This is a genomic window from Pseudomonas sp. MMS21 TM103 (genome assembly GCF_022132145.1).
Lineage (GTDB): Bacteria > Pseudomonadota > Gammaproteobacteria > Pseudomonadales > Pseudomonadaceae > Aquipseudomonas.
Genome location: NZ_JAJISP010000003.1, coordinates 1 through 17,024, shown reverse-complemented (window position 1 = coordinate 17,024; position 17,024 = coordinate 1). Strand labels below are relative to the sequence as shown.

Sequence of the window (17,024 nt, the reverse complement as noted above, 5' to 3'; positions counted from 1 at the left end):
AGTTGCTTGGCGCATTGGTCCGGCCATCCCTTCCGAGAGCACTTCGATGCAGATACTCAGGTTGCGCACCCGCGACGCCGCACCATGAACCGCAAACCACTATCGCCCTGGCTCGCTGCTTTGCTGGTCTGGCTGGGACTGTCCCTGGGTTATGCCTACTGGCTGCTGGGGGAGGAACGGGGGCGCACATACGAGGCGTTCGAGACTCAGTCGCGGATTCTCCATCGCCTGCTGACCCAGCGTGCCGAACAACATGAAGCGATTCTAGCCGCCTTGGTGGCTGCCGAGCAGTCGCTGGGTACTTCGACGGCATTGTTCGAGAGTTTCGCCGGCTCGTTGCAGCGCAGCTACCCGCAGATTGTCGGCATCGAACGCTACCGCAGGGAACCCACTGGGCGCTGGCAGCGCAATGCCAGCCAGGCTTCGCCCGCTCTGGCTGCGGCTACGCTTGAATCCTTGCCGGCGCTGTCGAGGCAAGCCCGACTGTGGGTGCTGGCCGATGACCCCGAGCACTATCGCCTGCTGCGCTCCAGCCCGACTGGCACGCTATACGCCATCCGCATCGCCGGTGCTCGCCTGCTGCAGCTGGAGGAATTGCCGGCCGAGCGGATGACTGCACAACTGACCACTGATGATGGTCTGCTGCTCTGGCAGGTTACCGCGCAAGCGAGCCGCTGGTCGGACTTGACCCCGTTGCTGTTCCGCAAGGCCTTGGGCAGTCACTCCCAGCCTTTCCAGCTGGCGACCGAGCAGTCGCCCCTGCCCGAGCAACTGCCCTGGCTGCGGCTGGCGATCGGTATCGTCACGCTGTTGTCGATCAGTCTGCTGTGCTGCTGGGCCTTCGTGCAATACCGGCACAGCAGCATCGCCCGGCGTCAACTGGCCTTGGCCCAGGCATCGCGGATCAACAGCATGGGCGAGTTGGCTGCCGGTATTGCCCACGAACTGAACCAGCCGCTGGCGGCCATTCTGGCCAATAGCCAGGCACTGGCACATTTCATGGCCGATGACCCGGTGGATCTGTCGGGTGCCCAGCAGGCCGCCGGTAACCTGGCGCGGCAGGCCAAGCGTGCCGGCGCGATCGTGCATAGGTTGCGTCAGTTTCTCTCGCCTAAGGCTGATCGGGTCGAACCGGTGGACTTGCGCGGCGTGGTGGAGGAAGCACTGGCGCTGACTCAGGCGACCCTGCGCCGTCAGCAGATCAAGGTCAAAACCGCATTATCCAGCGGACTGCCGGCGGTGCTGGGCGATGCCGTTGGTTTCGAGCAGGTGCTGGTCAACCTCCTGCTGAATGCCGCCGAGGCCATGAGCGAGTGCGCCGAGCGCCGACTCGACATCCACTTGACCCAGGAGGGGCAAGTGCTGCGCCTGGAGATCGCCGATTCCGGCCCGGGTCTCAGCGCCGAGGCGGCCGCTCGTCTGTTCGAACCCTTCTACACCACCAAGCCAGGCGGCCTCGGGCTTGGCCTGACACTCTGTGCCAGTATCATCGAGCAGGCCGGCGGCAGGCTTGCTGTCGAGCCCAGTCCGGCAGGCGGCTGCCGGTTCAGCGTTATTCTGCCCGTCGCCACGCAGGTACAGTGCCAATGAATGAATCCTCCCCTGTGGTCTACCTGGTGGATGACGATCCGGATGTGCGCGAGGCGCTGGCCTTGCTGCTGCGCTCCATCGGCCTGGGCAGTGATGCCTATGCCAGTGGCACGGCTTTCATCGCCGGCTGGGATGCCGATGCCATTGGCTGCCTGATCTTGGATATCCGCATGCCCGGCGAGTCCGGCCTGCAATTGCTCGAGCGTCTGGCCGGCGAGCAGATCGATCTGCCGGTGATCATGCTTACCGGACATGGCGATCTGGCAGCCTGCCGGCGGGCGTTTCGCAGCGGCGCGTTGGAGTTTCTCAGTAAACCGGTGGACGAAGGTGAGCTGATCGAAGCTGTACAGACGGCCATTCGCAGCCATATCGGCCGTCGGCAAAAAACCAGCGTCTCACGTGCGGCACAGGAGCGCCTGGCGCGCCTGACCGACCGTGAGCGAGAGGTACTCGGGCAGATCGCCGAGGGCCTTTCCAACAAGCAGATCGCCCGGGTGCTGGGCCTTTCACCGCGAACGGTGGAGACCCATCGGGCCAACCTGTTCGAGAAGCTGCAGGTGGATTCGCTGGCGCAATTGGTCAGGCTCTACCTCAAGGCCATCGAGACCCCCTGAGGGGCGGGCTGGGTAGTTTTACCGAGTCTGCTGGGCAGTCGAGCCGATGGTGGTGGCGGTACGTCGAGCCACAGAATTGTGGCCTCGGAACTGACCGATTCCCAACTGGAGCAACTCGATGAAATCACTCGCCAGCCTCACCCTCACCACCCTCGCCGCGCTGAGCCTGCAGGCACAGGCCGAGGTCGTCAGCGAACGCAACATCAGCCAGGCGCTCGCCGCGCAGATCGTTACTGTCGCCGTGCAGAGCTGTGCAGCCCAGGGCTATAACGTCGCCGCCACAGTCGTCGACCGCGCCGGTAACGTGCGAGCCGTGCTGCGCGCCGACAATGCCGGACCGCATACGGTCGATGCCAGCCGGCGCAAGGCCTATACCTCGGCATCGACCAAGGCGCCGACCTCCTCCGTGCTGGCCATGGTGCAGAAGAATCCCGGTGCCCAGTACCTGCCGATGATCGATGATTTTCTGGTGCTCGGCGGCGGCCTGCCGATAAAGTTCGGCGATCAGGTCATCGGCGCCGTTGGCATAGGTGGCGCTCCCGGCGGCCATCTCGATGAGCAATGCGCCAGTGCCGCGTTGCAGAGCGTAGAGGACGCGCTGAAGTAAGTTCGCAGGGCGGGAGCTGCTGCGAACAGGCCACAGGCATGCCTGTGGCCTGGTGCATGCACTAGTGTTTTTTGCCCCAGAGTTGTTCCAGGCGCGCATCGCGGCCACAACCGTGCCGGTAGTAGCTGTAGCGCAGCGGATTCTTCTGGTAGTAGTCCTGGTGATAGTCCTCGGCGGGATAGAAAGTGGTGGCGGGCAGGATTTCCGTGACGATCGGTTGGCTGAAGCGTCCCGAGGCTTGCAGGGCCGCTTTCGAGGCTTCGGCCAGGGCTTTTTCCTCGGCTGTGCTATAGAAGATGGCGCTGCGGTATTGCGAGCCGTGGTCGCAGAACTGCGCGTTCGGGGTCAGTGGATCGATAGTCGGCCAATAAGCTTCGAGCAGCTTGGCGTAGCTGGTCCGACTCGGGTCATAACGCACCTGCACCGCTTCGATATGACCGCTATTGCCGGCCGATACCTGCTGGTAAGTGGGATTCTTCACGTGGCCACCGATGTAGCCGGAGGTGGTGGACAGTACGCCGGGCACCTTGTCGAAATCCGACTCGGTGCACCAGAAGCAGCCCCCGGCGAACACCGCCACACCAGCACCCTGTGAGCTGGAATCGCTCGGCATGGTTGCCGGCACCTGGCTTGTTTCGGCCGAACTCGGTCCGCAGGCGCTGAGCAGCCCAGCCAGGAGCAGGGCGGCAGCTGTCAGCGGTCCGTGGGAGAGCCAGAATCGGACTTTGGCGGTCATGTTCAACTCCTGAGTGCAGGCAAGGCTTCACCTTGGGGAATGAAACGCAACGCGACGCCGTTGTTGCACCAGCGTTCGCCGCGAGGCGGCGGGCCGTCATTGAACAGGTGGCCCTGGTGCCCCTCGCAACGGGCGCAATGGTATTCGGTACGCGGGAAGATCAGTTTGAAGTCACGCTTGAATTCAGTGTGGCCGGCAATCGCCTGGGTAAAGCTGGGCCAGCCGGTACCGCTTTCGTATTTGTGCTGGCTGTCGAACAGCGGCAAATAGCAGGCGGCGCAGATATAGGTACCCGCGCGTTGTTCCTGGTTCAACGGGCTGCTGCCTGCCCGTTCGGTGTCCTCTTCGAAAAGAACCGCATAGGCTTCTGGCGACAACAGTTCGCGCCACTCGCTGTGCGCTTTGGTCAGCGGCACAACAGTCGCAGCCTGGCTGCGCGGTGCATGGCTGGCAAGTAGGGGCAGGGAGGGCAGCAAGGCCATGCCCTGAAGGAATGAGCGACGTTTCATGGCAATTCTCTGCACGGGAATGTGCTTAATAGACTGGCTGATGCCCGCCTTGTTACAACCACTGACCGATATTTTTCGCGTGATTGGGCGCGTCATCTTCATGGCCGGGACGGGACGTATCTACAGCGCCAGCGTACTCGCTGGAGCAAGTGCTTCGCCAGGGTTGCTGCGTCCGCTGCAGATCCAGCTGGTGCCGCGCGCTATTGCGCGGGCAGTGGCTCCGGGTTGAGCGGTGCGCCATCGATGATGGTGCGGTTGCGTCCGGCGCTTTTGGCTTGATACAGGCATCGATCGGCGCGTCCCAGCCAGGATTCCCAGTGCTCGTCGTCGCGCAGGATGGCGCCGCCAATCGAGACGGTCACGGGACCGCCCGGGCCTGGCAGGTTTTGTGCGATCTGTTGTTGCAGATGAGTCGACGCGGCTTTTAGGCCACGCTCGTCGGTGTTGGGCAAGAGCAACAGGAACTCTTCGCCGCCGAAGCGGAACAGGCGATCCTCCTGGCGTGAGCAGCACTTGATCAGGTCGACGAAGGCGACCAGCACCTGATCGCCCGCCTGGTGGCCGAACTTGTCGTTGACCTGTTTGAAGTGATCGAGGTCCATGACCAGTACGCCATAGCTGTTGCCGTGCCGACGATGGGTGGAGACGGCGATCTTCAGTTCTTCATTCATCGCTCGGCGATTGCGCGCACCGGTCAGTGGGTCCTGGATCGCCAGGATCTGCAACTGGTCGCGCTGGCTGCGGGTGCGGTAGGCGAAGATGAAGGTCATGGCGCTGGCCAGCATGCCGGTGACCAGGAATGACACCATCTGGTAGCTGCTCTCGAATACCGTGCCCGGTACCAGCAGTGCATAGCCAGCGAGGGTCGACAGCACCAGTACGGTGACCACCACGGCTTTCCCCGGGGAAACCATGAAGAAGTTGAACAGGATCAGCGGGTAGATCCAGAACAACCCGTTGACCCCCAGGTTGATGGCGATCAGCGTCGCGCCCAGCGAGAAAACGATCGCCAGGTAGATGCCGGGTTTGACTGTGTCGCCGGTGCGCCAGGCGTAGAGCACGGCACAGGCAGTAGAGAATACGATGGTGGTATCGGCCGCGCTGACCAGGTAATTGCCTTCGGCCAGCCGATACACGGCATAGGGCGAGATGCCCATGATGCCGAACAGGCTCATCAGGGTAATGATGGACAACTGGAAGTCATTGCGCAGCCGCTTGAGCAGTCGCTGGGTCAGTCTGGCCATGAAAGGCTCTTGTCGTTGTTATGGGTGAAGGATGCAGAGCTTTGCCGAAACCGGCAAGGGCAAAAGTTGAACAAAGTGCCAGCATATGCGCCAAGCTGGCCAATGGTGCGGTATCTGTCTGCCGAGACCCTGACCAGTATTCCTGCTAACGGTACAGGGCGATGAGGTTTTTCTTGCGCTGATAGCGTGACAGCCGCTCGGCGAGTGCCGTGGGTAGCCTGGGGCAGGGCATAAAGCCCAGGCCTGCATAGAACCTGTGCAGTTCTGGATGACAGAACAACCAGACCGGTTCGCAGGCTTGCGCCAGGGCCTGTTCGAGCAATTGGCGCGCCAGCCCCTGGCCGCGTTGACTTGGTGCGACGAACAGGCCGCTAAGCCAATACCCCTGTGCCAGGGGGCGCAGGCATAGGGCGGCGACAATCTCTGCGTGCTGCACGACCCACACCTGAGCCTGGCGGTCGATGCGCATGGGGGAGCGATGGGCGCGATAGAACTCATCCACCAGCGGTAGCAGTGGGGCCGGAAGGGCGCGGCAGTGCAGATCGGGCATGCGGGGTCAGTCGTTTATCGAGAGCGGCGGATTCGCGGTCTATCTGCCCAGCAGCAGGCCATTGGCCTGTGCTGGGCGAGTGGTTCAGGCGCTGGTGGAGTGACTGCCGAGCAGGGATTTGTCGGCGTGTTTGCCCTTTTTCTCCATGCGCTTTTCTTGCGCAGTTTTAAGCGGTTTCTTTTTCGCCTGTTTCTTCGAGTCCATGCCTTTGCTCATGATCTTCACCTCGGTCTAGACAGCGGTTGAGTGATGCGTGAAGCCTAGGGGTTTCAGTCATTACCACCTCCCGACGGCATGAGCCTGGATGGATCGAAGTCTACGCCGATGACTGACCAATAGAATAGCCGGACAGTCGCGCAACTTCGGCAGCCCAATGCCAGTCCGCTGGTTGCTCCGGCGTGGCATTGGGGCGGCCGTCATGGTCTCAGGCGTGGCGAAGCAGGCGTTCGGCAGTGATTTCCGGTAGATCCTGGCGCTGCATGTAGCGCCGCAGCGCTTCGCCGATATTCAGGCGCTCGTCGATGCGCAGGTCGAGCAGCAATTGCAGGCGCTCGCGCTTTAGGGTCATCAGCTGATCTGGTCCGGCGCACCAGACGAACTCGCAACTTGGGGTGATGCTGTCTTGCGGCACATCCAGGCCGAACGAATCTTCGCTGAAGCGCACGATATGTTGGCCGGTTCTGGCATTGAAGCCGACAAAACCCTGCAGTTGGTCGGCGGCCTCGCAGATGCTGGCGGACGTGATACTCATATGAACCTCGCGCGTTACGACTGTGTAGACCCTCGGGGGGTGTTCGCTACAGGCTAAGGCGTTATGCGTGACGTGCATTGCTTCTGGTCAATAGGCCGACCGTTAGGCGCGAATTCGTGTTGTCGAGGCGCATGCTGGGTTCGGCCGGCTGGCATTGTCGTCGAATGCGGCCATGTGCGGCGCCCAGGGTCAGCACTGTGTCGCAGGCGTTCGGCTGCCTGATAGGCTGCGCCGCGGGCGGCTGTTTGACCCGGCAGGCGCTATTCTTACTTGTCCTTGGACGTGGGAAGGGCGTTGATCTGGCCTAAAGGTGCGCTGTGCATGCCGACATTCACTGCCATCAAGGGCGAGTTGTTGATCCAGATGTTGTCGATCACGATGGTTTTGCCGATGTCTTCATTGTCCGCAGCCACTAGCAGGTAGTAAGTCCCATCTTCCGGCGCCTCGCCATCCCAGCCCAGGCTTACCTGGCCGACCAGGCCGGTGGCGGGGGTTGGTTCGCTCGCGATCACAGTGCCGTAGGCGTCGAGCAGCAGTGCCCGCGGTTTGAGGGCGAACTTGTTGAAACCCAGGCAGGCGTTGTGGCACGGCGAATTGACGTTGAGCGCATAGCGCTCGCCCTTTTTCAGTTCCAGGGAGAACACCCGGTAATTGGAGATCGAGCTACCGAAGTCCAGGCGCGGCTCATCCGCGCCGATCTGCCAGGTTCGCGGCAGCAGCCCGGGATTAAGTGGCAGGGGGATCGCCTGGACATTGTGGATGGCTTCGAGATTGCTTTTGGCGATCGGGCCCTGCGCCGAGCGTGCGGCGTGTTCATAGGTCGACGGCGGGTTCCCGGTGCAGGCGCCGAGCAACAGGCAGCTGGCCAGGGTGATTAGTAGGCGCAAGATAAAACTCCTCGATGACAGCGTCCTTGTGTGCCCAGCGCGCGCTCCCAGCACGACGGGCGCGCATTCTACTCGCTTCGAGCCATCCTGGGTGTGATCGATGCTCTATTGATCGGGAGACAGCGCAAATTCTTGGCCAGTCCGGACACTTCAGCGGTAGAGGGATCACCGTGGGTGCCTTGTCCTCGCTGGCTGCAGGCGACAATCCTGTAACCAGGGCGTGCGGGGGGTAGGGGGTGATAGCCGTACCGCTCCGCTTGGATCAGTCGGCGCCGAGAACTTCCTTCATCACAGCGGCGAGGTCGCGGATAGCCTGTTCACCATTGCCGGTAAAGGTCGAACCATGCATGGTCGCGAGCGTCTTGGGCTTGAGCTGCGCCAGGCGCTCGAGCGTGGGTGCGGTCTGTGCGGTGTAAGGCATGTAGGCGGCGAACGGGCTGCTTTCATAGTCCAGCAATGTTTGCCTGGCCCTGCCGATCACGTCCGCGGAGGTCGACGGCTCGACATCGCCGTTCTGGTGGAAGAGGTCGGAACAGAGCAGGGTGCCCTGGGTTTCCTCGAAGAACAATCCGGCATCCCAGCAGTGGGGGACGTGCGGTGTACGCAGGAAGCGCAAACGATATTTGCCGGTGCTGATCAGTTCCCCATCATCGAGCGCCTGAGCCGGCCTGGCGGCCACCACATCGTCGACACTCACCAGCTTGCCAACCAGGCTGCACAGGGCGCAGGCCTCTGGCGCCAGGGTCTGCCACTCGCGTAGCGAGCCGCACTCATCGGCCTCGAAGTGACTGAAGGCGATCCAGCGCAGCGTCGCCGGGTCGATCAGGCGAGCCACTGCTTCCTTGACGGATGGAAAGAGGCCGCGCATGCCGGTATGCAGCAACAAGGGCTGCTCGTCGCGTAGCAGGAACTGGTTGAACTGCAGGTTTGCCTCCGGCACGTAGGTCGATAGGCGATACAAGTCCGGCGCAATTTCGCTGACTAAAGTCATGGTAAGCCTCCGTTAGGCTGAAAGCCGCGCTGGACGGTAACTGTCCGCACACATCAGGAGCTGGCGCGGTGAAGCACTAAATATTTGTCCGTCCTGCAGCTGCCGGTCTGGCAGTCGGCTGCTCGAACGATGCCATCAGCAACTATAGCTCTTGCCTTCTGTAACCCACGGCTAAGCCGGATTTGGGTTGGAAGGATGCGGCCATGCCCGCGGCCTCTTGATTGGGGCTGGAAGGCGGTGTCGGGAAATACTGCCTGCCTGAATATCGGGACGAATGGCGTTGGTCATAACGATCCTTTTCATGCTGCTTCCCTGCGCAATGAGTATTTCTGCGAATTTTCAGGACGTTGATTATGGTCAATCAATGATTCGTTAGGCATGCAACTATTTCGCCTGGATTTATCAATACTTCTGCCAGTAAGGATGAGGACAGGCCCATGAAAGAACGTAATTACACCCGTGCACTAACGGAATTCGCCCTGCTGTCTTGTATGGTGGCGCTGGCCTCGACAGCCGCAGTCGCCGCGACCGAAGCGGATTTGCCGGTGATCGTTCAGGAACTGGTTGCGCCCCCGGCGCTGCCGGCGCCAATTACCCGTAAGAGCCCGGCACGGGTGGTGGTCAATCTGACCGTGGAGGAGGTCGAGAGAGAAATAGCGCCCGGTACGCGCTATATGTTCTGGACCTTTGGCGGCACCGTGCCGGGAAAAATGATCCGTGTGCGTGAAGGCGATACTGTCGAGTTGCATCTGCAGAATCTGGCCAGCAACAAACTGCCGCACAATATCGATTTGCATGCGGTGACTGGCCCGGGTGGCGGCGCTGCACAAACCCTGATCGCGCCGGGCAACGAAGCGGTCTTCACCTTCAAGGCCTTGGCCTCGGGATTGTATGTCTATCACTGCGCCACGGCGCCCGTGGGCATGCATGTGGCCAATGGCATGTACGGCATGATTCTGGTCGAACCCAAAGAGGGCATGTCCAAGGTTGACCGCGAATACTATGTAATGCAGGGCGATTTCTATACCTCGGGTGCCTACCGCGCCGAGGGTCTGCAGAATTTTGACATGCAGAAAGCGGTCGATGAAAAGCCCACCTATGTATTGTTTAACGGTGCCGATGGCGCCCTCACTGGCGAGAGCTCGCTGACCGCTAATGCCGGTGAAAAAGTGCGCATGTACTTCGGCGTCGGCGGCCCTAATTTAGTGTCCAGCTTTCATGTGATCGGGGCGATTTTCGACCGGGTGTATGGCGATGGCGGTAGCCATTTTCAGGAGAATGTGCAGACCACTCTGGTGCCGCCCGGCGGCTCAACCATTGTCGAATTCGTGCCCAAGGTGCCGGGTAATCTGACGTTGGTCGATCACTCCTTGACCCGTGCCTTCAACAAGGGGGCAGTCGGTCTGCTGACTGTCAGCGGAGCAGCGCAACCGGAGATCTATAGCCAGGGTTTGAAAACACCATTGCCGGTCTTGGCGGGCGCGCCGGTTAAAGCCGTTGCAGCGGCTGTGTCCGAGAGCGCAATGCCGCTGGCGCGCGGCAAAGGGGTGTTCGAGCGGGTTTGTGCGGCGTGCCACTTGCCGGATGGTTCGGGCGTTGCCGGGGTGTTTCCGCCCTTGGCCAACTCCGATTTTTTCCAAGAGCGGCCGTATGAGATGGCTCACATCGTCATGTACGGGCGCAGTGGCGAGTTGGTGGTCAATGGCGAACACTACAACGGTGTAATGCCTGCGCAGGACCTGAATGACGAAGATGTGGCGGCGGTGATCAATTACATCAACGTCGACATGAACCAGGGGAAACCCGTGCTGACCCCGAAGATGGTCAGAGAGATGCGTCAGATCAAGAAGTTGTGAGCCAGGCATTGAAGTGCGCCTGGGCGGCCCGTGCGGTGCTGTTCTGCTGCGCGGGCATCGCCTGCAGTACCTGGGCCGCCGATTACCGGTTGTTAAGCGGTGGTGAGTTTCGCAGCGTATTGCCAGCAGATGGCGAAAGTTCGCCGGCCAGCATTCAGCCGTTCTGGCTGCGTAACAGGCCGGTGAGCAATGCCGAGTACCAGGGGTTTCTCCAGGCACACCCGCAATGGCGGCGAGGCAGGGTACCTGCCGTGCTGGCGGGCAAGGACTATCTGGCTTCGTGGGCTGGGCCGCTGGTGTTTGCACCATTGCAGGCTGACGCACCGGTAACCCAGGTCAGCTGGCATGCCGCCCAGGCCTACTGTGCAAGTGAACAGGCGCGGTTGCCAACCTGGTACGAGTGGGAGTTTGCCGCCGCAGCCGACGAGCAGCGTGCCGATGCGCGGGGCGATCCGCTTTGGTTGGCACGAATTCTCGCATGGTATTCGCGTCCGGCCAGCCAGTCGCCCCAGGCCATAGGTCTGCAATCGGCCAATTACTACGGGATCCATGATCTGCATGGGCTGATGTGGGAGTGGGTCGAGGACTTCAATGGTCTGTTCGTCAGCGCCGACAGTCGGACACAGGGCGAGCAGAAACAGCTGGCGTTCTGCGGTGGCGCGGCGCTGTCGCTGAGCGACAAAAACAACTACGCAGTTCTGATTCGTTTGTCCCTGCTAGCGGCCATGGAGGCTGATCAGGGCGGCAACTTTCTGGGCTTTCGCTGCGCCCGCGAGCCAGCCCCTCATTTATCGAGAACCCTCAATGACTAGAGTCAAACGTCTGAGTCAGGCGCTGCACGGCGCCTTGTTGTCCGCTGTCTTGTTGGTGGCCCCCGGCATATTGCCGTGGGCTCAGGAAGCACCTGTCAATGCCGCGCTCGCCAGCGTGCCCGCCGACTCGTTGTATGGGTTGGCCATGCCCCTTACCGATGCCCGGGGTGAGCATTTTGATTGGCGTGAAATGGCCGGCAAGCCGCTGCTGGTCACCATGTTCTATGGTGATTGTGCATCGGCCTGTCCAGTGCTCATGCAGAGCCTGCAGCGTACCATCGCCGAACTCCAGCCCGAGCAGGGTACGCTTCGGGTGCTGATGGTCAGCCTGAATCCGCAGCACGACACGCCAGCCTCGTTGGCCCATCTGAGCCACATGCATCAGCTCGACCAGCGCTTTTTTCGTCTGGCGGTGGCGGCCGATGAGGGCCAGACCCGTGCCATGGCGGCAGTGCTGAAGATCAAGTATCGGGCGCTGGACAATGGCGAAATAAGCCACAACACCAGGGTCACCTTGTTGAATGCATCCGGTCAGGTTATTGCCAGCAGCACATTGCTCAAACCCACGGCGGACCAGGCCTTGCTTTCTGACATTCGTCAGGCGCTGCAGTGAGGCCTGAGCAATGACTCCGCCTGCTGGCGTCGGTGAGTCTTCTGCGTGGCCTGCGCCACGGCTGTCTATGCTTAGCGCATCGAGGGCGACTTAGGCTTGCAGGACTGGTGATGCCCGATCGACTGCTTGCAGGTGAGGGCGAACCGGCCTTTTGTCGCTCAAGCTCGTGGCAGAATCATCAGCTTGGCGGTGGAGCAGTGCGTCCAGGCCCGTAGCCGGATCAGTCCTCAATGACAGTGCGCCGCCCGCTCAAGGTCCTTTTCTATTGCAATGTGCTGATTGTCTGCCTGCTGCTGGGCTACAAGGTCTATCTGAACATCGTGCTGTCCGACTTCGCGGCCGAACACACCAGTCAGATAGAGGCAATTCAGGCGCGGCTGCAAAACCGGGACAGCTTCAGTTTCGCGGTGGTGGGCAATATCAATAATTCCGTCGGCATTTTCGAACGACGGATTATTCCCATGCTGAATGCATCCGGCGTCGATTTCATCATCTCCGCCGGCAATGCGGTCAGCGGCGGCGGCGAGGACAAGTACCGGGCATTGCACGGCACCCTGAGTCATTTGCAGATGCCCTACTTGCTGACCTTTGGCGCCCATGAATACGAGGAGTTCGGCAGCTATCGGTTCTACGAGCACTTCGGCCCGCATTTTTTCAGTTTCCGCGCCGACAGCAGCCACTTCATCTTTCTCGACAGCACCGGCAAAACGCCTTGGCGCTGGCAGATTCTCTGGCTCAGGGATCTCCTGGGTCAGAGTGATGCACAACAAACCTTTGTCTTTACCGGCCTGCCGCTGCTGCACGGCGAAGTGCCTCCCCGCCTTGCCGACGAGCAGGATTACCTGCAGCCAGCGGCGTTTCGTGAAGCGCTGCTGGGGCTGTTCGCTGAATACCCTGTCGATGCGGTGTTTGCCGCCAACCTGCCGCTGTTTTCCGAGCAGCGGCGCGGCAATACCCGGTTCATCAGCAGCGGCGGGGCGGGGGGACTGCTGCTGAGCGATCAGGCCAGTTTCCATCACTATGTGCAGGTGTCGGTATCTGCCCAGGGCGTCGGTATCCAGTTGCAGCGTCTCGACGTGGGCCAGCACCCGCTCTTCAAGCAACTCGAGAGCCTCTGGTTCTTCATCTATTCGCTGTTCTACGTGGGCTATCTGAACTTCATCCTGCTGGTCTGCGGTCTGACCATCGCCGCGATCAAGCTCTACGCGCTGGCCTTCGTCGAGCGCGACTATTACCCGAATTTCGATCTGGATCCCTCGCCCTGGGTGGAGAAGCCGCTGCGAGTGGTGATGTTCACCAACAACTACCTGCCATTCATCGGTGGCGTTCCCATCTCGATCGAGCGGCTGCGCCGGGGGCTGGACGCCATGGGCAACGCTGTTCTGGTCATCGCGCCCAGTTATCGGGACCAGCCGCGCGAGGAGGCAGATGTCGTCCGGGTACCGTCGATCCTGGCCATGGGCGAGAAGCAGGAATTCCGCCTGGCCAATATTTTCCTAAGACGTATCGGTCAGGCGGTCAGAGACTTTCGCCCCGACCTGATTCATCTGCACCATCCGTTCTGGCTCGGCTCGTTGGGCCTGTTGCTGGCGCATCGGCTGCGGGTGCCGGCGGTTCTTACCTACCATACCCGGCTGGAACACTATGCTCACTTCGTGCCGCTGCCGGGCATGCTCTTTCGCAACTTGATCTCCCATGCGCTGATCAAGCGCTTTGCCAATAAATGCGATGCGGTGATCGTGCCCACATACTCCGCCGAAGAATATTTGCGCTTGATCGGCGTGAAGAAACCCGTCTTCATACAACCCACGGGCATCGACTGCCAGGGCTTTCACGCCGTCACAGAGGAGCAGGTCGGCCGTCTCAGGGCGTCGCTGGGCATTGGCGAGGAGCAAGTCCTGATCAGTGTTTCGCGGCTTTCCAATGAAAAAAACATCGATTTCCTGATCGATGCGATCGCCAGTCTGCGCGGGCAGACCGAGCGTCCCTTCCTCGTCCTGATGATCGGTGATGGCCATCAGCGTGAGCGGCTGCTCAGGCGTATCGACGAGCTGGACCTTGCTCGCCATTTCAGACTGCTCGGCGCCGTACCACCCGAGGACATGGCGATTTACTACCGGCTGGGCGAGCTGTTTCTGTTCGCGTCCAAGTCGGAGACCCAGGGCATGGTGCTCCTGGAGGCCATGGCCGCCGGTTTGCCAGTGGTGGCGGTACGCTCGAGTGGTATCGATGATGTGATCAGGCAGGGCTATAACGGCTTCAAGACCCCGGAGAACATTGCCCAGTGGTGCGCACGGGTGATCCTGTTGCTCGAGGATGATCGGCTGCGTGACGAAATGTCCAGGCACGCCCTGCTGGTGGCCGAGGAACACTCCATTGAACAGTTCGCCGCGGGGGTCAAGGAGATCTACGGCACGGTCATTGCCGCTTCGCGTATCCAGCCAGCCGGTCGATGGCGCTGAGCAATTCGGCGCCTTGCTACAGCCGCCCCTCTTGCTGCAGGCGGCGCAGTACCCAGTGACGGTAGCACCAGGAGAACATGGGTTTGAGGCCAGGCAGGCCAAGTAGCCAGGCCAGCGGGCGCAGGGCCGGAGTGCGTGACATCAGCAGGATGTAAGCGTCCAGTTCGCGGTGGATGCGGCCGTGGCCGTCTTCAACGTGGAGTTCGGTCAGTGCCAGGTACGGGTCGATACCGGCCGCACGCAACTGATCTTCCTTGCCGGTGATGTCCACCCACTCGACGCTGTCATCGCTGCGCGTGCGCAGCTTCTCATAACGCCGCCGGTCGGCTATGCAGCGCGGGCAGGCGCCATCGTAATAGACCTTGAGTCTGGCCATTGGCCCGGCCTGGTTAGGGGTTTATAAGCAGTTTAGAGCAGAAACACGCGCCCCTCGGACGAGGGGCGCAGCGGTTCAGACCAGCTCGGCCCACATGTCGTATTCGTCGGCGTCGACGATGCGTACCCGTACCTTGTCGCCGGGCTGGACGTCGGTACTGGCGATAAACACGCTGCCGTCGATCTCCGGGGCGTCGGCATAGCAGCGCGCCACTGCACCCTGGTCGTCGACTTCATCGATCAGTACTTCCAGTTCCTTGCCAACCTTGAGCTGCAGGCGTGCAGCGCTGATCGCCTGCTGATGCACCATGAAGCGATCCCAACGATCCTGTTTGACGTCGTCGGGTACATGGTTATCCAGCAGGTTGGCCGATGCGCCTTCAACCGGCGAGTACTGGAAGCAGCCGACGCGGTCGAGCTGGGCTTCGCTCAGCCAGTCGAGCAGGTACTGGAAGTCTTCTTCGGTTTCGCCGGGGAAGCCGACAATGAAGGTCGAACGGATGGTCAGTTCCGGGCAGATCTCGCGCCAGTTCTTGATCCGTGCCAGGGTCTTGTCTTCAAAGGCCGGGCGCTTCATGGCTTTCAGCACTTTCGGGCTGGCGTGCTGGAAGGGGATGTCCAGGTAGGGCAGCAGCTTGCCAGCGGCCATCAGCGGGATCAGCTCGTCGACGTGCGGGTACGGGTAGACATAGTGCAGGCGCACCCAGATGCCCATGCTCGAGAGCGCTTCGCAGAGTTCGGTCATGCGGGTTTTCACCGGCTGGCCGTTCCAGAAGTCGGTCTTGTACTTCATGTCGACGCCGTAGGCGCTGGTGTCCTGGCTGATCACCAGCAGTTCCTTGACCCCGGCCTTGACCAGGCGCTCGGCTTCGCTGAGGACTTCGCCGACCGGACGGCTGACCAGCTTGCCGCGCATCGAGGGGATGATGCAGAAGCTGCAGCTGTGGTTGCAGCCTTCGGAAATTTTCAGGTAGGCGTAATGACGCGGGGTCAGTTTGATGCCTTGCGGTGGCACCAGATCGATCAGCGGGTTGTGTTCTTTGCTCGGTGGTACCACTTCATGTACGGCGTTGAGTACCTGCTCGTACTGCTGCGGGCCGGTGACGGAGAGTACGCTGGGATGGACATTACGAATCGCGCTTTCTTCCACGCCCATGCAGCCGGTGACGATGACCTTGCCGTTTTCGGCCAGGGCCTCGCCGATCACGTCGAGGGACTCGGCCTTGGCGCTGTCAATAAAGCCACAGGTGTTGACCACCACCACGTCGGCGTCCTGGTAGGTCGATACGACTTCGTAACCTTCCATGCGCAGTTGCGTGAGGATGCGTTCGGAATCGACCAGGGCCTTCGGGCAACCGAGGCTTACGAATCCGACTTTCGGCGTGGCAGGGGTGGACATGCGGCGAACCTCAGGCTTTGAAGGATGGGCGCTGGAGGCGCCACTGATCAAAAAGTGCGCAATTCTAGCGGTGGCTCGCAAACTTCGCCAGTACTCTTGGACGAGTGAGGCAATTAGCGGGCGCTGGCAGTGGAGTCGCCAAGACAGTCTGCATGGTTGTGCGGGGTGCGTTGAACCCCCAGTGGGGCGATTCGGACCCTATAGAGAAGAAGGGCTTGCCAGCATGTGGCGAGCCCTTCTTCTCTGTAGGTGGCGTGCCGGTAAGCGGATTACTTGCGGTTGGGCAGCATCATTCTCAGGGCATTGTCGCCGCGAACGTAATGATGAAACAGCCCGGCTGCCGCATGCAGGCCGATCAGCCAATAGCCGGCTTGGGCGATCCATACGTGCCAGTGTTCAAATTGCTTGGCGAGTGCATGGTCCTTGCTGAGCAGTGCAGGTAGTTCCAGGCCGAAGAACGGAATCGGCTTGGCTTCGGCGCTGAGGATCAGCCAACCCAACAGTGGGGTGCAAATCATGAGCAGATAGAGCGCCAGGTACATCAGCTTGGCAAGCTTCGTCTGCACCCTGTGCGGGACAGGCTGTATCAGGGGGGTAGGTGCGATCAGCCGGGTCAGGATGCGCAACCAGACCAGTGTCAGGATCGACAGCCCGAGCATGAAGTGCAGTTGCTTCATCAGCGCGCGGCCATCACTGCCTTTGGGGAACAGGCCACGGTATTCCATGGTGAAGTAGACCGTAGCAATCAGCAGCAACATCAGCCAGTGCAAGCCGATGGACAGCTTGCCGTAACGAAATTCGGTGTTTTTCCAGGTCATGATTGGGGTGGCTCCGGCGTGGTTGATTCAAAACTGCGCCTAGCTTAAAGAGCGAACCTTAAGCATTGCTGAGCAGAGCCCCGTCGCCACAAACAAAAAAGGCCACTCGATTGAGTGGCCTTTCTTGAGTATCTGGTTGCGGGAGCAGGATTTGAACCTACGACCTTCGGGTTATGAGCCCGACGAGCTACCAGACTGCTCCATCCCGCG

General features: G+C 60.9%; 19 protein-coding genes and 1 tRNA gene. 8 read left to right on the top strand and 12 right to left on the bottom strand.

Annotated elements, in window-relative coordinates; all coding sequences use genetic code 11:
* Positions 1-84: 84 nt before the first annotated feature.
* The 3 genes from LJY18_RS11200 (at position 85) to LJY18_RS11190 (ending at position 2,811) form a co-directional block, all read left to right on the top strand.
* The gene (locus LJY18_RS11200) at positions 85-1,590 is read left to right on the top strand and encodes a sensor histidine kinase (RefSeq protein ID WP_238041898.1); all 1,506 of its coding nucleotides are present in this window, start codon (positions 85-87) and stop codon (positions 1,588-1,590) included.
* Positions 1,587-2,204, top strand: a complete 618-nt coding sequence (locus tag LJY18_RS11195; RefSeq protein WP_238041897.1) for a response regulator transcription factor — start codon at positions 1,587-1,589, stop codon at positions 2,202-2,204. The genes LJY18_RS11200 and LJY18_RS11195 overlap by 4 nt, the downstream gene beginning before the upstream one ends.
* A 118-nt stretch (positions 2,205-2,322) precedes the next feature.
* Entirely contained in the window at positions 2,323-2,811 is a 489-nt protein-coding gene (locus LJY18_RS11190; RefSeq protein WP_238041896.1) for a GlcG/HbpS family heme-binding protein, read from the top strand.
* Between the two features lie 61 nt (positions 2,812-2,872).
* Here the strand turns inward: LJY18_RS11190 and msrA are convergent, their stop codons facing one another.
* Together msrA and msrB are read right to left on the bottom strand one after the other, a co-directional pair.
* Positions 2,873-3,547 (bottom strand): peptide-methionine (S)-S-oxide reductase MsrA, encoded by a 675-nt coding sequence (msrA, locus tag LJY18_RS11185; RefSeq protein ID WP_238041895.1) that lies wholly within the window; start codon positions 3,545-3,547, stop codon positions 2,873-2,875.
* A gap of 2 nt (positions 3,548-3,549) precedes the next feature.
* Positions 3,550-4,056, bottom strand: coding sequence for a peptide-methionine (R)-S-oxide reductase MsrB (gene msrB, locus LJY18_RS11180; RefSeq protein WP_238041894.1), 507 nt, complete (start codon positions 4,054-4,056; stop codon positions 3,550-3,552).
* Between the two features lie 40 nt (positions 4,057-4,096).
* Here msrB and LJY18_RS11175 point away from each other — a divergent pair, with 40 nt between their 5' ends.
* Entirely contained in the window at positions 4,097-4,285 is a 189-nt protein-coding gene (locus LJY18_RS11175; protein WP_238041893.1) for a hypothetical protein, read from the top strand.
* On the opposite strand, the gene LJY18_RS11170 is transcribed toward LJY18_RS11175, so the two are convergent.
* The 6 genes from LJY18_RS11170 to LJY18_RS11150 all read right to left on the bottom strand — a co-directional run bounded on the left by LJY18_RS11170 (position 4,257) and on the right by LJY18_RS11150 (position 8,479).
* Positions 4,257-5,300, bottom strand: coding sequence for a GGDEF domain-containing protein (locus LJY18_RS11170; RefSeq protein WP_238041892.1), 1,044 nt, complete (start codon positions 5,298-5,300; stop codon positions 4,257-4,259). The genes LJY18_RS11175 and LJY18_RS11170 overlap by 29 nt on opposite strands.
* Before the next feature lie 145 nt (positions 5,301-5,445).
* Positions 5,446-5,850 (bottom strand): GNAT family N-acetyltransferase, encoded by a 405-nt coding sequence (locus LJY18_RS11165; RefSeq protein WP_238041891.1) that lies wholly within the window; start codon positions 5,848-5,850, stop codon positions 5,446-5,448.
* 84 nt (positions 5,851-5,934) lie between these two features.
* Positions 5,935-6,066: a hypothetical protein gene (locus tag LJY18_RS22505; RefSeq protein WP_269137804.1), complete on the bottom strand. Its 132-nt coding sequence runs from the start codon at positions 6,064-6,066 to the stop codon at positions 5,935-5,937.
* Positions 6,067-6,274: 208 nt separating this feature from the next.
* Positions 6,275-6,601, bottom strand: a complete 327-nt coding sequence (locus LJY18_RS11160; protein WP_238041890.1) for a DUF2025 family protein — start codon at positions 6,599-6,601, stop codon at positions 6,275-6,277.
* A gap of 266 nt (positions 6,602-6,867) precedes the next feature.
* A complete protein-coding gene (locus LJY18_RS11155) occupies positions 6,868-7,488 on the bottom strand; it encodes a hypothetical protein (RefSeq protein WP_238041889.1) in 621 nt (206 codons plus the stop codon).
* A gap of 262 nt (positions 7,489-7,750) precedes the next feature.
* The gene (locus tag LJY18_RS11150) at positions 7,751-8,479 is read right to left on the bottom strand and encodes a hypothetical protein (RefSeq protein ID WP_238041888.1); all 729 of its coding nucleotides are present in this window, start codon (positions 8,477-8,479) and stop codon (positions 7,751-7,753) included.
* Between the two features lie 491 nt (positions 8,480-8,970).
* Between LJY18_RS11150 and nirK the strand changes: the two genes are divergently transcribed.
* The 4 genes from nirK (at position 8,971) to LJY18_RS11130 (ending at position 14,222) form a co-directional block, all read left to right on the top strand.
* Complete coding sequence (gene nirK, locus LJY18_RS11145; protein ID WP_238041887.1) at positions 8,971-10,335, top strand: copper-containing nitrite reductase; 1,365 nt, start codon at positions 8,971-8,973, stop codon at positions 10,333-10,335.
* The gene (locus LJY18_RS11140) at positions 10,332-11,147 is read left to right on the top strand and encodes a formylglycine-generating enzyme family protein (protein WP_238041886.1); all 816 of its coding nucleotides are present in this window, start codon (positions 10,332-10,334) and stop codon (positions 11,145-11,147) included. The genes nirK and LJY18_RS11140 overlap by 4 nt, the downstream gene beginning before the upstream one ends.
* Positions 11,140-11,760 (top strand): SCO family protein, encoded by a 621-nt coding sequence (locus tag LJY18_RS11135; RefSeq protein ID WP_238041885.1) that lies wholly within the window; start codon positions 11,140-11,142, stop codon positions 11,758-11,760. Before LJY18_RS11140 ends, LJY18_RS11135 begins: the two co-directional genes overlap by 8 nt.
* Before the next feature lie 230 nt (positions 11,761-11,990).
* A complete protein-coding gene (locus tag LJY18_RS11130; protein ID WP_238041884.1) occupies positions 11,991-14,222 on the top strand; it encodes a glycosyltransferase in 2,232 nt (743 codons plus the stop codon).
* Positions 14,223-14,238: 16 nt separating this feature from the next.
* Here LJY18_RS11130 and LJY18_RS11125 read toward each other — a convergent pair whose 3' ends face one another.
* The 4 genes from LJY18_RS11125 to LJY18_RS11110 form a co-directional block, all read right to left on the bottom strand.
* Positions 14,239-14,598 (bottom strand): thiol-disulfide oxidoreductase DCC family protein, encoded by a 360-nt coding sequence (locus tag LJY18_RS11125; protein ID WP_238041883.1) that lies wholly within the window; start codon positions 14,596-14,598, stop codon positions 14,239-14,241.
* A gap of 75 nt (positions 14,599-14,673) precedes the next feature.
* Positions 14,674-15,996: a 30S ribosomal protein S12 methylthiotransferase RimO gene (gene rimO / locus LJY18_RS11120; RefSeq protein ID WP_238041882.1), complete on the bottom strand. Its 1,323-nt coding sequence runs from the start codon at positions 15,994-15,996 to the stop codon at positions 14,674-14,676.
* 269 nt (positions 15,997-16,265) lie between these two features.
* Positions 16,266-16,814 carry a cytochrome b gene (locus tag LJY18_RS11115; RefSeq protein ID WP_238041881.1) on the bottom strand — a complete coding sequence of 183 codons (549 nt, stop codon included), beginning with the start codon at positions 16,812-16,814 and terminating at the stop codon, positions 16,266-16,268.
* 133 nt (positions 16,815-16,947) lie between these two features.
* Positions 16,948-17,024, bottom strand: a tRNA-Met gene (locus LJY18_RS11110).